The organism is Phenylobacterium sp. J367, assembly GCF_024699985.1.
Taxonomy (GTDB): Bacteria; Pseudomonadota; Alphaproteobacteria; order Caulobacterales; family Caulobacteraceae; genus Phenylobacterium.
Window position 1 is genome coordinate 88,085 of sequence record NZ_JAJONA010000001.1, and the last position, 16,066, is coordinate 104,150.

The 16,066-nt window shown below is 72.1% G+C and carries 14 protein-coding genes and 2 pseudogenes; 13 read left to right on the forward strand and 3 right to left on the reverse strand.

Features of this window, described 5'->3' with window-relative positions:
- Positions 1-86 precede the first annotated feature (86 nt).
- Positions 87-248 (forward strand): hypothetical protein, encoded by a 162-nt coding sequence (locus LRS04_RS00655; RefSeq protein WP_257814690.1) that lies wholly within the window; start codon positions 87-89, stop codon positions 246-248.
- 73 nt (positions 249-321) lie between these two features.
- On the opposite strand, the gene LRS04_RS00660 is transcribed toward LRS04_RS00655, so the two are convergent.
- Positions 322-849 carry a GNAT family N-acetyltransferase gene (locus LRS04_RS00660; protein ID WP_257814692.1) on the reverse strand — a complete coding sequence of 176 codons (528 nt, stop codon included), beginning with the start codon at positions 847-849 and terminating at the stop codon, positions 322-324.
- An 88-nt stretch (positions 850-937) separates the two neighbouring features.
- Between LRS04_RS00660 and LRS04_RS00665 the strand changes: the two genes are divergently transcribed.
- The 6 genes from LRS04_RS00665 (at position 938) to pseG (ending at position 7,758) form a co-directional block, all read left to right on the forward strand.
- On the forward strand, positions 938-1,753 hold the full coding sequence (locus tag LRS04_RS00665) for an SDR family NAD(P)-dependent oxidoreductase (RefSeq protein WP_257814693.1): 816 nt from the start codon (positions 938-940) through the stop codon (positions 1,751-1,753).
- Positions 1,732-2,361 carry an ATP-binding protein gene (locus tag LRS04_RS00670; RefSeq protein WP_257814694.1) on the forward strand — a complete coding sequence of 210 codons (630 nt, stop codon included), beginning with the start codon at positions 1,732-1,734 and terminating at the stop codon, positions 2,359-2,361. Before LRS04_RS00665 ends, LRS04_RS00670 begins: the two co-directional genes overlap by 22 nt.
- 23 nt (positions 2,362-2,384) lie before the next feature.
- Positions 2,385-2,858, forward strand: a complete 474-nt coding sequence (gene greA / locus LRS04_RS00675) for a transcription elongation factor GreA (RefSeq protein WP_257814695.1) — start codon at positions 2,385-2,387, stop codon at positions 2,856-2,858.
- A 10-nt stretch (positions 2,859-2,868) separates the two neighbouring features.
- The gene (locus LRS04_RS00680) at positions 2,869-3,855 is read left to right on the forward strand and encodes a mitochondrial fission ELM1 family protein (protein WP_257814696.1); all 987 of its coding nucleotides are present in this window, start codon (positions 2,869-2,871) and stop codon (positions 3,853-3,855) included.
- Between the two features lie 150 nt (positions 3,856-4,005).
- Entirely contained in the window at positions 4,006-6,561 is a 2,556-nt protein-coding gene (locus LRS04_RS00685) for an S-layer family protein (RefSeq protein WP_257814697.1), read from the forward strand.
- A gap of 162 nt (positions 6,562-6,723) precedes the next feature.
- Positions 6,724-7,758 carry a UDP-2,4-diacetamido-2,4,6-trideoxy-beta-L-altropyranose hydrolase gene (gene pseG, locus LRS04_RS00690; protein WP_257814698.1) on the forward strand — a complete coding sequence of 345 codons (1,035 nt, stop codon included), beginning with the start codon at positions 6,724-6,726 and terminating at the stop codon, positions 7,756-7,758.
- Between the two features lie 62 nt (positions 7,759-7,820).
- Here the strand turns inward: pseG and LRS04_RS00695 are convergent, their stop codons facing one another.
- Positions 7,821-8,771: an alpha/beta hydrolase gene (locus tag LRS04_RS00695; RefSeq protein ID WP_257814699.1), complete on the reverse strand. Its 951-nt coding sequence runs from the start codon at positions 8,769-8,771 to the stop codon at positions 7,821-7,823.
- A gap of 148 nt (positions 8,772-8,919) precedes the next feature.
- Here LRS04_RS00695 and LRS04_RS00700 point away from each other — a divergent pair, with 148 nt between their 5' ends.
- The 3 genes from LRS04_RS00700 to LRS04_RS00710 are packed head-to-tail and all read left to right on the forward strand — an operon-like array spanning position 8,920 to position 11,143.
- Positions 8,920-9,567: a DsbA family oxidoreductase gene (locus tag LRS04_RS00700; protein WP_257814700.1), complete on the forward strand. Its 648-nt coding sequence runs from the start codon at positions 8,920-8,922 to the stop codon at positions 9,565-9,567.
- A gap of 60 nt (positions 9,568-9,627) precedes the next feature.
- The gene (gene trxB, locus LRS04_RS00705) at positions 9,628-10,632 is read left to right on the forward strand and encodes a thioredoxin-disulfide reductase (protein ID WP_257814701.1); all 1,005 of its coding nucleotides are present in this window, start codon (positions 9,628-9,630) and stop codon (positions 10,630-10,632) included.
- Between the two features lie 25 nt (positions 10,633-10,657).
- On the forward strand, positions 10,658-11,143 hold the full coding sequence (locus LRS04_RS00710; protein ID WP_257814702.1) for a GNAT family N-acetyltransferase: 486 nt from the start codon (positions 10,658-10,660) through the stop codon (positions 11,141-11,143).
- A 1-nt stretch (position 11,144) separates the two neighbouring features.
- On the opposite strand, the gene LRS04_RS00715 is transcribed toward LRS04_RS00710, so the two are convergent.
- Positions 11,145-11,858 carry a cell wall hydrolase gene (locus tag LRS04_RS00715; RefSeq protein WP_257814703.1) on the reverse strand — a complete coding sequence of 238 codons (714 nt, stop codon included), beginning with the start codon at positions 11,856-11,858 and terminating at the stop codon, positions 11,145-11,147.
- A gap of 711 nt (positions 11,859-12,569) precedes the next feature.
- Between LRS04_RS00715 and nadA the strand changes: the two genes are divergently transcribed.
- The 3 genes and pseudogenes from nadA to nadC all read left to right on the forward strand — a co-directional run bounded on the left by nadA (position 12,570) and on the right by nadC (position 16,043).
- On the forward strand, positions 12,570-13,685 hold the full coding sequence (gene nadA, locus LRS04_RS00720; protein ID WP_257814704.1) for a quinolinate synthase NadA: 1,116 nt from the start codon (positions 12,570-12,572) through the stop codon (positions 13,683-13,685).
- Positions 13,685-15,203, forward strand: a pseudogene (locus LRS04_RS00725) (L-aspartate oxidase). The gene nadA and the pseudogene LRS04_RS00725 overlap by 1 nt, the downstream one beginning before the upstream one ends.
- Positions 15,200-16,043: pseudogene (nadC, locus tag LRS04_RS00730) on the forward strand (carboxylating nicotinate-nucleotide diphosphorylase). The pseudogenes LRS04_RS00725 and nadC overlap by 4 nt, the downstream one beginning before the upstream one ends.
- Positions 16,044-16,066: the final 23 nt, after the last annotated feature.

Below are 16,066 nucleotides of genomic sequence, written 5' to 3' on the forward strand. Positions count from 1 at the left end.
CGGGCGCCATGGCGTCTGCCGCAGTTCGGCCAACAGGGACCTCGTTCCGAGAGGGGAAGGTCCCGGCAGACTGTGAGGAAACCGGCATGACTGAGCACCACGGCGACGTTCGCCACCACAAGAATCGCCACACCGCCGAGAAGCTGGAAGGGGTGATCCCCGTCCTGATGCTGATTGCCGTCGCGATCCTCGGCGTGTTCCTGATCTGGGGCCTGATGAACGGCGCCACCCCGAGCTACCTGAAGTAGCCGGGACACATTCCGCCTGAGGAGGGGCCGTCCCCGGGGCTGGGGCGGCGCTTGAGCGCGCCGGCCGGCCCCCTCAGGCCTGCAGGGAGCGTGCGAGCACGAGGTCGTCGTACTCGTTCGCGCCCACCCTGAACTTGCGCACGCCCGCCTGGCTGAAGCCCTGGCGGGCGTAGAAGGCGATGGCGTTCGTGTTGAGGCCGAACACGCCCAGCAGCAGACGCCGCGCGCCCACGGCGCGCCCGTGCGCGATCGCCGTCTCCATCAGCCGTGCGCCCAGGCCGCCGCCGTGGAACCGGTGCAGCAGGTAGAGGCGCTTCAGCTCCACGTCGCCGTCGTCGGTGGGCACCGGCAGGTCCGGCGGCGACAGCATGGCGAAGCCCACCGGCGCGCCCTGGGCGCATTGCGCCAGCCAGAAGGCGTAGCCCGGCGTCCCGAGCCAGCCCGCGTAGCGGGCCTCGCCGTTCTCGCCCCGGCAGTGGTCCAGGATGTCGGCGGCCGGCAGCACGTCGGCATAGCTCTCCAGGAACGTCGCCTGCCCCACCAGCGCCAGGGCCGCCGCGTCCTGCGGCCCGGCGGGCCGGATGGTCACGTCGAAGGTCATACGGCTCCGCTTAGCACGGTTGACCTTGGGTCGCTCTGGCCCCGCGACGGCCTCGGCGCTAGCGTCGGCAAAACGGCGGGAGGGACGGATGGCGGGACGCGTTCAAGGCAAGGTCGCCCTGGTCACGGGCGGGGCGAGCGGGATCGGCCGCGGCTGCGCCGAGCGGCTGGCGCAGGAAGGGGCGATCGTCGTCGTCACCGACCTGCAGGACCTGAAGGGCGACGAGACCGTGGCCGCGATCCGCCAGGCGGGCGGCCAGGCCGACTACCTCCACCACGACGTCACCGACGAGCAGGCCTGGGTCGACGTGGTCGCCCAGTTGAAGGCGAAGCACGGCCGGCTGGACATCCTGGTCAACAACGCCGGCATCGGCCTGGGCGGCCCGATCCTGGAGATGACGCTCAAGGACTTCCAGCGGCAGACCGCGGTGAACCTGGACGGCGTCTTCCTGGGCGTGAAGCACACGATCCCGCTGATGCGCGAGGGCGGCGGCGGCTCGATCATCAACATGTCCTCGGTGGCGGGACTGAAGGGCGCGCCGGGGCTGGCCGGCTACTGCGCCACCAAGGGCGGCGTGCGCCTGTTCACCAAGGCGGTGGCCATGGAGTGCGCGGCGGCGAAGGACGGCATCCGGGTGAACTCGGTCCACCCCGGCATCATCGAGACGCCGATCTGGACGACGGTGATGGGCGGCCAGCCCGGCGTGAACGCGCCGCCGGACCTCGACGCCATGTCCGAACTGGCCGTGCCGCTGGGCGTGAAGGGCGTGCCGCTGGACATCGCCAACGGCGTGCTCTGGCTGGCGTCCGAGGAGAGCCGCTACGTCACCGGCGCGGAGCTGGTGATCGACGGGGGGCCTGTCCGTCCGCTAGACGGGCCGCCATGTCCTCCACCCTGCACGTGATCTTCGGCCCCTCGGGGGCCGGCAAGACGACCTACGCCCACGCCTTCGCCCGGCGGGAGAAGGCCGTGGCCTTCATCCTCGACGAGTGGATGGCGCGGCTGTTCGCCCCCGACATGCCGGAGAAGATCGAGTACGAATGGATGCTCGACCGGGTCGCCCGCTGCGAGGCGCAGATCTGGTCGACGGCGGCCGGCGCCCTGGCGGCGGGGACGTCCGTCATCCTCGACATCGGCCTGATGCGCCGGGCCGACCGGGCCCGGGTCCGCGAGATCGCCGAGGCGACGGGGCTGCCGATCCAGTGGCACTTCGTCACCGCCTCGACCGAGGCCCGCCGGGCCCGCGTCGCCGAGCGCAACGTCGTCCGCGGCGAGAACTTCGCCATCGAGGTGACGCCGGAGATGTTCGAGTTCGTCGAGGGCGTGTTCGAGGGCCCCGAGCCGTTCGAGCTCGAGGGCGCGGTGATCATCGAGGGGGGACTGAGGGCGCTCCGCCGAGTGTCTTTTGACGTCCTGATACCGGCGCTCTTGAGTTTTGCGCCGCACAATCATAGTTTCTTTCCCCCCGGACGCCTGCGCCCGCGGCCGGTACCAGGACGGACACTCACTTAGGGCGGACCCGAGTCATCACCTCTATGGAAAAAGTTCCGATGACCGCCGAGGGCTATACGGCCCTCGACGAAGAGCTGAAGCGTTTGAAGACTCTAGAGCGACCGGCGGTGATCGCCGCGATCGCCGAGGCGCGATCGCATGGCGATCTCTCCGAGAACGCCGAGTACCACGCCGCCAAGGAGCGGCAGGGCTGGATCGAAGGCCAGATCGCCGAGATCGAGGACAAGATGGCCCGCGCCCAGGTGATCGACGTCTCCAAGCTCTCGGGCACGCAGGTCAAGTTCGGCGCCACGGTCTCGGTCGTCGACGAGGACACCGAGGAGGAGGCCCGCTACCAGATCGTCGGCGAGCACGAAGCCGACGTGAAGCGTGGCCGGGTGTCGATCACCTCGCCGATCGCGCGGGCGATGATCGGCAAGGAGACGGGCGACGTCGTCGAGGTGACCACGCCGGGCGGCGTGAAGGCCTACGAGATCCTCAAGGTGGAGTGGGTCTGACCCACCCCGCATGGGCGCGGCTTCCCAGCCACCCCTGACCCTCTGGGCCGTCTCGGACGGCCGCGCCGGTATCGAGGCCCAGGCCCTGGGCCTCGCCGAGGCGGTCGCGCGCCTGCGGCCCGCCGAGGTCGCCGTCAAGCGGATCGGCTGGCGGTGGGGCCTCGGCCAGCTGCCGGCGGCGCTGAACCCCGGCCTGCCCTGGACCCTGGCGCCCGGGAGCGGGATCGCGCCGCCCTGGCCCGACATCTGGATCGCCGCCGGCCGCGCGACCCTGCCGCTGTCCCGCCGGATGCGGACGCGCTCCGCCGGCCGGACCTTCGTCGTCCAGACTCAGGACCCGCGCGGCGGGCTGGCCGACTTCGACCTGGTCGTTCCGCCCCTGCACGACGGGCTTTCCGGGCCCAGCGTCTTCCCGATCGCCGGCGCGCCGACCCGGCTGACCGCCGAGCGGCTCGCCGAGGCGGCCGGCGTCTGGGCGGAGCGCCTGGGCCCCCTGCCTCGCCCGCGCGTCGCCGCGATCATCGGCGGCCGCTCGAAGGCCCACGACCTGCCGGAGGCCCACGCCCGCGACCTGGCGCTCAGGATCCGCCGGGCCGTGGAGACGGCTGGCGGGTCCCTGCTGCTCAGCTTCACGCGGCGCACGCCCGAGCCGGCCCGCCGGGCCATGCGCGAGGTCCTGGGCGGTCTGCCGGGGCTGATCTGGGACGACCGGGGCGACAACCCCTATTTCGGCTTCCTCGCCCTGGCCGACGCCGTGCTGGTCACCGAGGATTCCACGAACCTCGCCACCGACGCGGCGGCGACCGGCAGGCCGGTGCACATCCTGCCGATGGCCGGCGCCGGCAGCGAAAAGTTCCGCCGCTTCCACGCCGACCTGGCCGGACGGGGGATCAGCCGGCCGTTCACGGGGTCGCTGGAAAGCTGGAGCTACGCGCCCCTCGCCGAGACGGAACGCTCCGCGCGCGAACTTCTGCGCCGATATGACGCGCAGGTTTGACGGCGCTCGCCCAGAAGGCGAGCTTGCTCAAAGGGGTTAACGCCGATCAAGGTTAGCAAGGAAATCGCAATACCCTTATCCTAGGGGTTGCAGTCTGTTTTTTGACTCTGAGTCGGGGGCCCACACGTGGCGACGTATTTCTGGGATGAGATGACCCAGGCGCAAGCGAGCGCCTTCACCACCAGCGACCTGATCGTCTTCTCGACAGGCGTGGCGGCTGACGTGGCGGTGATCTTCACCCCGTTCAGCATCAACGGCCCGGCCAGCGTCACTCTGCAGGCCCCCGGCAAGTCGCTGGTTTTCGACGACAACGTCCTGCGCAACGACCCCGACGCCATCCTCTTCCCGGACAGCTCGAAGCTGTTCGCGGGCACGATCGGCGACAATAGCTACACGGGGACCGCGGGCCGCGACGGCCTCTATGGCGGCGACGGCGCCGACACCCTGCAGGCCGCAGGGGGCGACGACCTGCTCCAGGGCAACCAGGGCGACGACAGCCTGAGCGCGGGCGCCGGCGGCGACGTGGTCTATGGCGGCCAGGGCAACGACAACATCGACCTCGGCAGCGGCGCCAACACCTCGCAGGGGAACAAGGGCGACGACACGATCACCGGCGGCAGCGCCTACGACCTGATCCTCGGCGGCCAGGGCAACGACAACCTCTCCGGCGGCGACGACAGCGACTACCTGCTCGGCAACCTCGGCGACGACACGGTCTCCGGCGGCACGGGCAATGACACCATCGGCGGCCAGGAAGGCGCCGACAGCCTGACCGGCGGCGACGGCAACGACTCGATCACCGGCGGCGACGGGGCGAACACCGTCAACGGCGGCACGGGCAACGACCAGATCGTCACCGACGGCGGCGCGGACGTCATCGACGCCGGGATCGGCGCGAACACGGTCTCCTCCGGCGCGGGCGCGGACGTCATCACCAGCGGCGCCGGCAACGACAGCATCGACGCGGGGGCCGACAACGACTCGGTGGACGCCGGCCACGGCTCGAACTCGGTGTTCGGCGGGACCGGCGACGACACCCTGACCACCGGCTCGGGCGCCGACACCCTGAACGGCGGCGACGGCGCGGACATCCTGACGGCCGGCGACGGCAACGACATCGTCACGGGCGGCGACGGCGCCGACTCCATCGCGCTCGGGGCCGGCGACGACAACGCCTTCGGCGGGGCCGGCGACGACACCATCACCGGGACCTCGGCGCTGGCCACCATCGACGCCGGCGCGGGCAACAACTCCATCAGCCTGACGGGCGGCGGCGCGGCGACCATCACCGCGGGCGACGGCAGCGACAACATCACCGGCGGCTCGGGCGGCAGCTCGATCACGGCCGGCGGCGGCGCGAACACCATCGTCAGCGGCTCCGGCGCCGACACGGTGTCCTCGGGCTCCGGCGCTGACCTGATCACGCTGGGCGAAGGCGCCGACAGCCTGACCGACACCGGCGGCGCGAACACGGTCACCGCCGGCACCGGCGCGGACTATGTGACGGTCGGCGCGGGCGCCGACACGGTCGACGTGGGCACGGGCAACAACACCGTGTTCGGCGGCGACGGCAACGACACCCTGACCTCGTCGGGCTCCGGCAACGACAGCATGAACGGCGGCTCCGGCGCCGACGTCATCAACAGCGCCAACCACGACAGCAGCTCGTCGAGCGGCGACATCATCGTCGGCGGCGCCGGGACGGACTCGATCACCTTCGCCGGCCGGGCCATCGTCCAGGGCGGCGATGACGGCGACACCATCACCGGCGGCGCCATCGCCTCGGCGGTGGAAGGCAACTCCGGGGCCGACTCGATCACCATGGGCGTCGGCGACGACTCCATCTGGGGCGGCGAGGGCAACGACACCATCGTGGCCGGCGGCGGCGCCGACAGCCTCGACGGCGGCGCGGGCAACAACAACATCGACGGCGGGTCCGGCACGGACACCATCACCGCCAGCTCCGGCACCGACACGATCAGCGGCGGCTCCGGCGCGGACTATGTCACCGCCGGCGAAGGCGCCGACAGCGTGCTCGGCGGTTTGGGGGCCGACACCCTGTTCGGCGGCCTGGGCAACGACACCATCCAGGCCGGCGACGGCGCGGACAGCGTCGACGGCGGCGATGGCAACAACGTCGTCGACGGCGGCGATGGCGCCGACACCCTGACCACGGGCGCCGGGACCGACACGATCACCGGCGGCACCGGCGCGGACGTCCTGACCGGCGGCGACGGGACCGACAGCATCATCGGCGGTCTCGGCGCGGACTCGCTGTTCGGCGGCGCGGGCAACGACACCCTGACCGACAGCGGCACCGGGGCGGACACCCTCACCGGCGGCGCGGGGGCCGACATACTGAACGGCGGCTCGGGCGCGGATACCTTCGTGTTCAGCGCCGTGGACTCCCCGGCGACCTCGTCGGGCGCCGACACGATCTCCGACTGGACCAGCGCCGACGACTCCCTGGAGTTCGGCATGACGGCCGGCACGGCGGGCAACTACGAGGAGTTCACCGAGGCGGACTTCGCCGCGGGCCTGGCGCGCGCGACGACCGAGATGGATGGCACGACCCTCTACGTGGCCGTCGACATCGGCGCCGACGTCGCGGTGTTCGCCGACACCAACGGCGACGGCACCGCGGACTCGGCGGTGATCCTCACCGGCCGGGCGCTCACGGACATCGACTTCGGCAACATCGAATAGCCGAAGCCGCCAACCCAGACCTGCGGGGGCCGCTCTTCGGAGCGGCCCTTTGCGTTTCAGGGCCCCTTTGCTTTTCGACCGCGCCGGGGTTTCTTGCGCCGCCATGACCCATACCCCCGCCCCCTGCCCCGTTCGCGCCCCAATCCCGGGTGATCGGCAGGCATGAGCGGCCCCCGGATCCTGTTCGTCGTCGACGCCGGCCAGAAGGTCGGCGGCGGGCATGTGATGCGCTGCCTGACGCTGGCGCGCGCGCTCGAGGCCCAGGGCGCGAGCTGCACCTTCATGGGACCGCCCGCGGTTTCGGCGGTGCTGGAGGCCTTCGCGCCGGACGCCCGGCAACTGGCCGCCGCCTCCACCGCGCCGCGGGACCTCGCCGCGGCGATCGGCGCCGAGGCCTTCGACGCCATCGTCTTCGACCACTACGGGCTCACCGAGCGCGAGCACCGCGCTATGGGCCAGGGCCGCCCCGTCCTGGTGGTCGACGACCTGGCCGACCGCCCTCTGGGCGGCGACCTGGTGCTGGATTCCGGCCCCGAGCGCCGCGCCCAGGACTACGAAGGCCTGGCGCCGGAACATGCCCGCCTGCTGCTCGGGCCCAACTACGCGCCGGTGCGGCCGGAATTCGCGGCGCTCCGCCAGACCGCGCTCGCCTGGCGCGGCGAGCCGGTGCAGCGCTACCTGGTCTCGCTGGGCCTGACGGACGTGGGCGGGATCACCGCCCGGATCGTCGAGCGCCTGCGGTTGCGGGTCGGCGAAGCCGGTATCGACGTGGTGCTGGGGAGCAGCGCCCCCAGCCTGCCCGGCCTGCAGAAGGTCGCCAAGCGCGACCATCGCCTCGCCCTGCACGTGGACACGCCGCACATGGCCAGGCTGACCGCCGAGGCGGACGTGGGCGTGGGCGCGGCCGGCTCGGCCACCTGGGAGCGCTGCACGCTCGGCCTGCCGTCGGTCGTGCTGGTGCTGGCGGAGAACCAGCGAGCGGCGGCCGAGGCCATGGCCGCGCGCGGCGCCGCCCTGGTGCTCGACCCCGGGGCCGCCGACTTCGACGCCCAGTTCGACCGGGCGCTGATGCGCCTGCAGAAGGACGCCGACCTGCGCCGCCGGCTCGCCGAGGCCAGCGCCGAGATCTGCGACGGCCAGGGTGCGGCCCGCACGGCCGAGGCCTTCCTCAAGCTGATCGCCGCACGGGGGCCCTGACCGGTCGCCGTTGGCGGCGCCATGCGGCGGCCGGGGCGGCTCATGCGGGCGCCCGGCGGTGACTATTTTCTGAGATGCTCTTCGAACCAGGCGACCATCGCGTTCATGGCCGCGGTGGCGTAGGCGTCGGTCCTGGCCGGGTCGCCCTTGACGTAGAAGTCGTGGTCGGCGCCGGCGAACATCCTGAGCTCGTTCCTGACCCCGGCCCTGTCCAGGGCCGCCTTCATGACTTCCGACTGAGCGGGCGGCACGCCGCGATCGGCATCGCCGTGCAGCATCAGCGTCGGCGGGTCACGCCCATCGACGCTCAGGATCGGCGAGACCGACGGATAGAGCTTGTCGTCAAACGCGATGGCGCCGCCTTTCGGACGGCCCTGCAGGAGGACGGCCAGGTCGGTGGGCGGGAAGTAGGCGACGACAGCCGCCACGCGATTGCCGTACCGCTCCAGCGGGTTGGCGGCGCCCGCGTCTCCGTCATCGGCCATCATGCCGGCGACGAGCGCGAGGTGACCCCCGGCGCTGGCGCCCCAAACGCCAATCCGCGCGGGGTCGGCGCCGTAGTCGAGGGCATGCAGCTTGATGTGGCGCATCCCCAGCCGGACATCGGCCACCGCGTCCGGAACCTGGAAGCGCGGCGCCGAGGAATGGTAGAGCGCCACCACGGTGAAGCCCTTGTCGAGCAGCGCCTGGTAGCGGGCCTGGCGTTCCTCCGGCGGCCCCCAGGACGACCGCCAGCCGGCCGACACCATGTTGACCACCAGCGCGCCGTTGGCGCGTTTCACGGGCTTGAAGACATCGTAGGTGAGCGCCATGCCGTCGCGGTGGCCGTAGACGACGTCGCGCACGTAGGTGGCCGTCTCCAGTTCGGCGGGCGTCGGAAGTCTGAGCGCATTGCGGGGGTAGCCGCTCAGCGGCGGGCCCGGATCGACGGGCTGAGCCGGCCCCTGCGCCAGGGCGGCCCCGGCGCCGAGCGCCCACCCCACGGCGAGCGCCGCGCCCCAAAGCCGGTTCATGGATGCCTCCCCGATTGGCGGGAGCCTAGCCACTCGAACCACGGGGCGCCAACCCACCGAACGTCCACGGGAGACGGCGAATTGGAATTCGCCTCGGGAGCGCTATCTCTACGCCGAGACCCCACCAGCCCTCCACGGAGACGACCGCGTGACCAAGCCCATGAAGATCGACTTCGTCTCCGACGTCTCCTGCCCCTGGTGCATCATCGGCCTCGGCGGGCTGGAAGAAGCCCTGTCGCGGGTCGGCGACCTGGTCGACGCGACGATCACTCTGCAGCCGTTCGAACTCAATCCGGACATGCCGCCCGAAGGGCAGAACCTGGGCGAGCACGTCTTCCAGAAGTACGGCGCGACCCCGGAGCAGTCGGCCGCCAACCGCGAGCACATCCGCGCCCGCGCCGCCGAGGTGGGCTTCACCATCGCGACCACGGCTGACAGCCGCATCTACAACACCTTCGACGCTCACCGCCTGCTGCATTGGGCAGGCCTGGAGGGCCGCCAGCTGCCCCTCAAGCGGGCGCTGTTCGAGGCCTATTTCACCCGCGGCGAGAACCCCGGCGACCACGAGGTGCTGGTCGCCGCCGCCGAGCGCGTCGGACTCGACCCCGTGGAGGCCCGCGAGGTGCTGGCGTCGGGCCGCTTCGCCGACCACGTCCGTTCGCTGGAGCGCCAATGGTACGAGGCGGGCATCAGCTCGGTGCCGGCCATCATCATCGACGGGAAATACCTGATCTCCGGCGGCCAACCCGCCGACGCCTTCGAGCGCGCGCTCCGCACCATCGCCGCGGAGGCCTGAGCCTGCCCTGACCGAAGGTCACAGGTCGCACCGGCCCGGAATCGTCACTACATTGCCGCCATGTCCGATCCTCGCTCCGTCCGCTGCCTCATCGTGGGCTCCGGCCCCGCCGGCTACACCGCCGCCATCTACGCCGCCCGCGCGCTGCTGAAGCCCGTGCTGATCCAGGGCATCCAGCCCGGCGGCCAGCTCACCATCACCACGGACGTGGAGAACTATCCGGGCTTCGCCGACGTCATCCAGGGCCCGTGGCTGATGGAGCAGATGCAGGCCCAGGCCGAGCACGTGGGCACGGAGATCGTCAACGACATCGTCCTGAAGGCCGACCTCTCCAAGCGCCCGTTCCGGCTGGAGACCGATAGCGGCCAGGTCTGGCTCGCCGAGACCCTGATCATCGCCACCGGCGCCCAGGCCAAGTGGCTGGGCCTCGAGAGCGAGCAGCAATTCCAAGGCTTCGGCGTCTCGGCCTGCGCCACCTGCGACGGCTTCTTCTACCGCGGCAAGAACGTGGTCGTGGTGGGCGGCGGCAACACCGCCGTGGAGGAGGCCCTGTTCCTCACCAACTTCGCGGCCAAGGTCACGGTCGTGCACCGCCGCGACGAGTTCCGCGCCGAGCGGATCCTGCAGGAGCGGCTGTTCGCCCACCCGAAGATCGAGGTGATCTGGGACAACGCCATCGACGAGGTCATCGGCGAGACCGATCCCATGGGCGTCACCGGCGTCCGGCTGAAGAACGTGAAGACCGGCCAGCTCACCACCGTCCCGGCGGACGGCGTCTTCATCGCCATCGGCCACGCGCCGGCCAGCCAGCTCTTCCAGGGCCAGCTCGAGATGGACAGCTCGGGCTATCTGAAGGTGAAGGCCGGCACCGCCTCCACCGCGATCCCCGGCGTCTATGCGGCCGGCGACGTCACCGACGACGTTTATCGCCAGGCGGTGACGGCGGCGGGCATGGGCTGCATGGCGGCGCTGGAGGCGGTGCGGTTCCTGGCCGAGGAAGACCACGCCCGCGCCCACCATCCGATCTCCCACAAGGAAGCCCAGAAGATCGGCGCCTGGGACTGATCCGGTTCCGGGCTAAGGTCGGCGGATGATCCGCTACGCCAAGCCCGCCGACCACGCCGCCATCACCGAGGTGGTGGCGGCCGCGTTCGGGCAGCCGGACGAGGCCCGTCTGGTGGACCGGCTGCGGGCCGACGGGGACGTGCTGTTCGAACTGGTGGCCGAAGAGGCCGAGCGGATCGTCGGCCACATCCTGTTCAGCCGGCTGTGGGCCGACCGCTACGAGCTGATCGCGGCCCTGGCGCCGGTGGCGGTGGAGCCCGGACGGCAGAACGACGGGCTCGGCTCGGCCCTGGTGCGCGCGGGGCTGGAGAGCGCCAGGGAATTCGGGGCGCACGGCGTCATCGTGCTGGGCCATCCGGCCTATTACCCCAGGTTCGGATTTTCGGCGGAGACCGCCAGGACCGTGAAGGCGCCCTACGCCGGCTCGCCGGCCTTCATGGCGCTGGCGCTGGAGCCCGGCGTGTTCGACGCGCCGATGACGGTGGCCTACCCGGACGCGTTCGGCGGCTGAGCTACTGGGCGGCGGCGGGCTGCGCCGCCTGCCCCACGTCCTGGGCCTTGGGCGCATCGAGGTCGCGCTCCACCGCCGCCAGGCGCGCGTTGATCTGCTTCACCTCTTCCGGCGTCGGCTGGCGGCGGGCGGCGTAGATCGTGCCCTTCACCCGGGTCCGCAGGCCGTCCGCGGTCGCCGGATCGGCGACGGTGTAGGTCCTGACCTCACCGGCCACGGCGAGGTTCACCGTGCGGGCGGGCGGGATGTCCTGGGCCTCGGGGGCCAGCAGGCCGCCCTGGGTGCGGGCGTCGAGGCCGGTGAGGATGGCCGGCGTCAGGTCCGCCTCGCGGCCGGCGTAGCGGCCGGTGAAGGCGGCGGGTTCGCCCCAGGGCCCGGTCCAGCGGTAGAAGATGTGCTGGCCGACCTTGGTCATCTTGACCAGCGTCGGGGCCCAGTACGGGGCGACGTAGTCGGCGTGGTAGTGGGTGGCGGATCCCACCTGTTTGGCCACATGGCCGGCCAGCGCGGCCTCGGCGACCTTGCGGGCGCGGCTCCAGAGCGCCGGCTCCGGCTTCCAGCGGAGCGAGCCGTCGCAGGTAAAGGTGAACTGGCAGCCGGTGGCGCGGGCGGCGCCCTGGTAGACCACGGCGCAGACCGACTTCGGATAGGCCGGGTGGCGGACGCGGTTGAGCACCACCTGGGCCACCGCCTCCCTGGCCGGGCCCGGGCTCACGCGCGGCCTCGTAGTAGACCGCCTGGGCCAGGCACTCGACCGCCCGGGCGCGGTCCTGGCCGCCGGCCTTCAGGACGAAGGCCTTCATCGGCCGGATCGGCAGGTCGGCGAAGGGCTGCAGGTCGTTGATCTCCTGCGCCGTCCGGCCGGTCGGCGGCAGGCCGAGGTCGGGGACCTTGCGGAGGTCGAGGCTCTCCCACCCCTCGGGGCGGTTCCAGCCGTCGGCCTGGCGCAGGAAGGGATCGTGGCGGAGCGCCAGCGTCCGGCTCGACGGCGCCATGCTGTTGGTCAGCAGCTTCAGCGCCTCGGGCGACATGCCGGCCGCCGCCCAGGCCTTCTGCTCGTGCGTCACCTTCGGCTCAGGCGCGCAGGCGCCGAGCGCCAGGAGCGCGGCGGCCGCCGGCGGGACGGCGCAGCGAAGGAAGGCGGAGGCGGAGGTCAGGGGTCTGGGCTCTCGTTCTGCGGCGGGGTTGTCGCAGGAAATCAGGCGGATGGGTCCTTAATTCGGCGAAAGGTGGGCCACCCGGGCGGCCCGGGTACTTAGGGGGCGCGGTCCGCGGCGCCACCCGCCCTCAGGGAAAATCGAACCGCGTTCAGGGAAACGGCCTTGCGCAGCCGCTTCCGCGGGTTATATTTGGACCAGTTTTGCTCGATCTGAGCAAAAGTGACGCCGGAGGCCCGAAGCCCGAGGCGTGTTTTTGGACCCTACATATGCTCAATTGGAGCATAAGGGAGGTTCTGATGGCGGCCGACGGCTTCACCCTCGACTTCACGCCTGAAGTGGAGGCCCTCACCCAGCCCGCATGGGAGAAGGTGAAAGGGCACGTCACGCCCATGGAGTGGCGCCTGCACGCCCCGCTGATCGCCGAGATCAACCGGCTGAAGCGGGAGAAGGACGCCGTCATCCTGGCCCACAACTACATGACGCCGGAGATCTTCCACGGCGTGGGCGACTTCGTGGGCGACAGCCTGGCCCTGGCGAAGGAGGCCGCGCGCTCGGACGCCAAGGTCATCGTCCAGGCCGGCGTGCACTTCATGGCCGAGACCTCGAAGATTCTCTCGCCGGAGAAGCGGGTGCTGATCCCCGACCTGCGGGCCGGCTGCTCGCTGGCGAGCTCGATCACCGGCGCCGACGTGCGCCTGATCAAGCAGCGCTACCCGGGCCTGCCGGTGGTCACCTATGTGAACACCACCGCCGACGTGAAGGCGGAGACCGACATCTGCTGCACCAGCGCCAACGCCGTGCAGGTGGTCGAGGAGGCCGCGCGCCTGTGGGGCGTCGACCGGGTGATCCTGATCCCGGACGAATTCCTGGCCCGCAACGTCGCCCGCCAGACCCACATCGGGATCATCGCCTGGAAGGGCCGCTGCGAGGTGCACGAGCGCTTCACGGCCGAGGACATCCTGGAGATCAAGGCCGCCTACCCCGGCGCCGAGGTGCTGGCGCACCCGGAATGCCCGGCCGAGGTGCTGGAGGTCTCGGACTTCGCTGGCTCGACGGCGGCCATGAACGACTATGTGATCCAGAGGCGCCCGAAGCGGGTGGTGCTGATCACCGAGTGCTCCATGGCCGACAATGTCGCCGCGGACGCGGTCGGCACGGAGTTCGTGCGGCCCTGCAACCTGTGCCCTCACATGAAGCGGATCAGCCTGGAGAACATCCACGAGGCGCTGCTGCACGACCGCTACGAGGTGACGGTGGATCCCGCCATCGCCGAGCGCGCGCGGCTCGCGGTGCAGCGGATGGTCGACCTGCCGCCCCCGGCGGTCCCGGCCCGCTACGACCTCGTGAAGGCCCGCCACCACGTCGACGTGGAGCTGATCTGATGAAGCGCCTCGTCCACGACGGCGTCGTCGTGGTGGGCGCGGGCCTGGCGGGCCTGACCGCGGCCTTGAGCGCGGCGCCGGCCAAGGTCCTGCTCATCACCGGCGCGCCCCTGAACCACGGCTGCTCGTCGGCCTGGGCGCAGGGCGGCATGGCCGCGGCGCTGGCCGCCGACGACACCCCCGAGCTGCACGCCGCCGACACGGTGATGGCGGGCGCGGGCCTGGTCGATCCGGACATGGCCCGGCTGCTGGCCGAGGAGGGCCCGGCCGCCGTCCGCACGCTGGCGGCGCTCGGCGCGCCGTTCGATCGCAAGGCCGACGGCGCCTTCGCCCAGAGCCTGGAGGCCGCCCACTCGAAGGCCCGCGTCGCCCGCGTGAAGGGCGATCAGGCCGGCCGGGCGATCATGGAGGCGGTGACCGTGGCGGTGCTCGCCGCGCGCCACGTCGAGGTCCGCACCGGTGCGACGCTGCGCGGCCTGCTGCAGGACGCCGAACGCCGGGTGCGCGGCGTCGTGGTGGAACAGGACGGCGCGCTCGTGGAGATCACGGCGCGCGCGGTGATCCTGGCCACCGGCGGCATCGGCGGGCTCTACGCCGTCACCACGACGCCGGCGGAGCTGGTGGGCGACGGCCTGGGGCTGGCGGCGCTGGCCGGCGCGACCATCGCCGACCCGGAGTTCGTGCAGTTCCACCCGACCGCCATCGACATCGGCCGCGATCCCGCGCCGCTGGCCACCGAGGCCCTGCGCGGCGAGGGCGCGGTGCTGGTCAACCGTGACGGCGAGCGGTTCATGGCCCGCTACCACCCCGACGCCGAGCTCGCGCCGCGCGACGTGGTGGCCCGCGCCATCCACGCCGAGCGCGAGGCCGGCCGCGGCGCCTTCCTCGACGCCCGCGAGGCGGTGGGCGCACACTTCCCGGACGAGTTCCCGGCGGTGTTCGCCGCCTGCCTGGGCGGCGGGGTCGATCCGCGCCGGGCGCTGATCCCGGTGGCGCCGGCCTGCCACTACCACATGGGCGGCATCGCCACGGACGCCCAGGGCCGCACGTCCCCTGGCCGGCCTCTACGCCGCCGGCGAGTGCGCCTCGACGGGCGTCCACGGAGCGAACCGGCTGGCGTCCAACTCGCTGCTGGAAGCCGCGGTGTTCGGCGCCCGCGCGGGCCGCGCCGCCCGGTACGAGGCGGTCCTGCCGCCCGCGCCGCTCCGGGGCGAGGTCCCGCCGATCCTGCCGCACGCCGCGCTGCAGACGCTGCGCCAGGCGATGAGCCGCGACGCGGGCGTGGTCCGCGACGCCGACGGGCTTGGCCGGCTGCTGGCCCTGATCGACGCCCTGGAGGCCGAGCATGGCGCCAGCGCCGCGCTGATCGCCGCGCGCCTGACCGCCCACGCGGCGCTGGCCCGCACCGAGAGCCGCGGCGGCCACTTCCGCGCCGACGCCGTCCCGGCCGAGACGGCCGAGCGGACCTTCGTCACCCTGGCCGACGTGCGGCCGAACCTGAGGTACGCCGCCGAATGATCCCGCCCCTGCCCGACCTGCTGATCGCCCCCGTCGTGAAGGGCGCGCTGGCGGAGGATCTCGGCCGCGCCGGCGACGTCACCGCCCAGGCCTGCATCCCGGCGGACGCGCGGCTGACCGCGGTCTTCGCGGCGCGGAAGCCCGGGGTGATCGCGGGCCTCGCCTGCGCCCGCATCGCGATCGCCGAGCTCGACCCGGACGCCCGCTTCGAGGCGGTGGTGGCGGACGGCGACAGCGTCGCCGCCGGCGCGGTGCTGGCCCGCGTCGAGGCCAATGCGCGGGCGCTGCTCTCGGCGGAACGGACGGGGCTGAACCTGCTGGGCCGCCTGTCGGGCGTCGCCACCCTGACGCGTGCCTATGTGGACGCGGTGGCGGGGACGAAGGCCCGCATCGTCGACACGCGGAAGACCACGCCGGGCCTCCGCGCGCTGGAGAAGTACGCCGTGCGCTGCGGCGGCGGGGTGAACCACCGCTTCGGGCTCGATGACGCCATCCTCATCAAGGACAACCACGTGGCCGCCTGCGGCTCGGTGGGCGAGGCGGTCCGTCGGGCCAAGGCCTTCGCCGGCCACCTGATGAAGGTCGAGGTGGAGGTCGACACGCTCGCCCAGCTCGACGAGGCCCTGCCGGCCGGTCCCGACGTGATCATGCTGGACAACTTCAGCCTGGACGACTTGGCCGAGGCCGTGCGCCGAGTGGGCGGCCGGATCCCGGTGGAAGCCTCGGGCGGGGTGAACCTGCAGACCGTGCGCGCCATCGCCGAAACCGGCGTCGACGTGATCAGCGTGGGCCCTGACCCACTCGGTCGGGGTCCTGGACATCGGCCTGGACGCGATCTGAGCCGTAGGAACCGGGCTCGGCGG

Excerpts from the sequence above, each read along its gene's own strand:
- LRS04_RS00655 (WP_257814690.1), top strand. The coding sequence starts at position 87 with ATGACTGAGCACCACGGCGACGTTCGCCACCACAAGAATCGCCACACC.
- LRS04_RS00660 (WP_257814692.1), bottom strand. The coding sequence starts at position 849 with ATGACCTTCGACGTGACCATCCGGCCCGCCGGGCCGCAGGACGCGGCG.
- LRS04_RS00665 (WP_257814693.1), top strand. The coding sequence starts at position 938 with ATGGCGGGACGCGTTCAAGGCAAGGTCGCCCTGGTCACGGGCGGGGCG.
- LRS04_RS00670 (WP_257814694.1), top strand. The coding sequence starts at position 1,732 with ATGTCCTCCACCCTGCACGTGATCTTCGGCCCCTCGGGGGCCGGCAAG.
- greA (WP_257814695.1), top strand. The coding sequence starts at position 2,385 with ATGGAAAAAGTTCCGATGACCGCCGAGGGCTATACGGCCCTCGACGAA.
- LRS04_RS00680 (WP_257814696.1), top strand. The coding sequence starts at position 2,869 with ATGGGCGCGGCTTCCCAGCCACCCCTGACCCTCTGGGCCGTCTCGGAC.
- LRS04_RS00685 (WP_257814697.1), top strand. The coding sequence starts at position 4,006 with ATGACCCAGGCGCAAGCGAGCGCCTTCACCACCAGCGACCTGATCGTC.
- pseG (WP_257814698.1), top strand. The coding sequence starts at position 6,724 with ATGAGCGGCCCCCGGATCCTGTTCGTCGTCGACGCCGGCCAGAAGGTC.
- LRS04_RS00695 (WP_257814699.1), bottom strand. The coding sequence starts at position 8,771 with ATGAACCGGCTTTGGGGCGCGGCGCTCGCCGTGGGGTGGGCGCTCGGC.
- trxB (WP_257814701.1), top strand. The coding sequence starts at position 9,628 with ATGTCCGATCCTCGCTCCGTCCGCTGCCTCATCGTGGGCTCCGGCCCC.
- LRS04_RS00710 (WP_257814702.1), top strand. The coding sequence starts at position 10,658 with ATGATCCGCTACGCCAAGCCCGCCGACCACGCCGCCATCACCGAGGTG.
- nadA (WP_257814704.1), top strand. The coding sequence starts at position 12,570 with ATGCTCAATTGGAGCATAAGGGAGGTTCTGATGGCGGCCGACGGCTTC.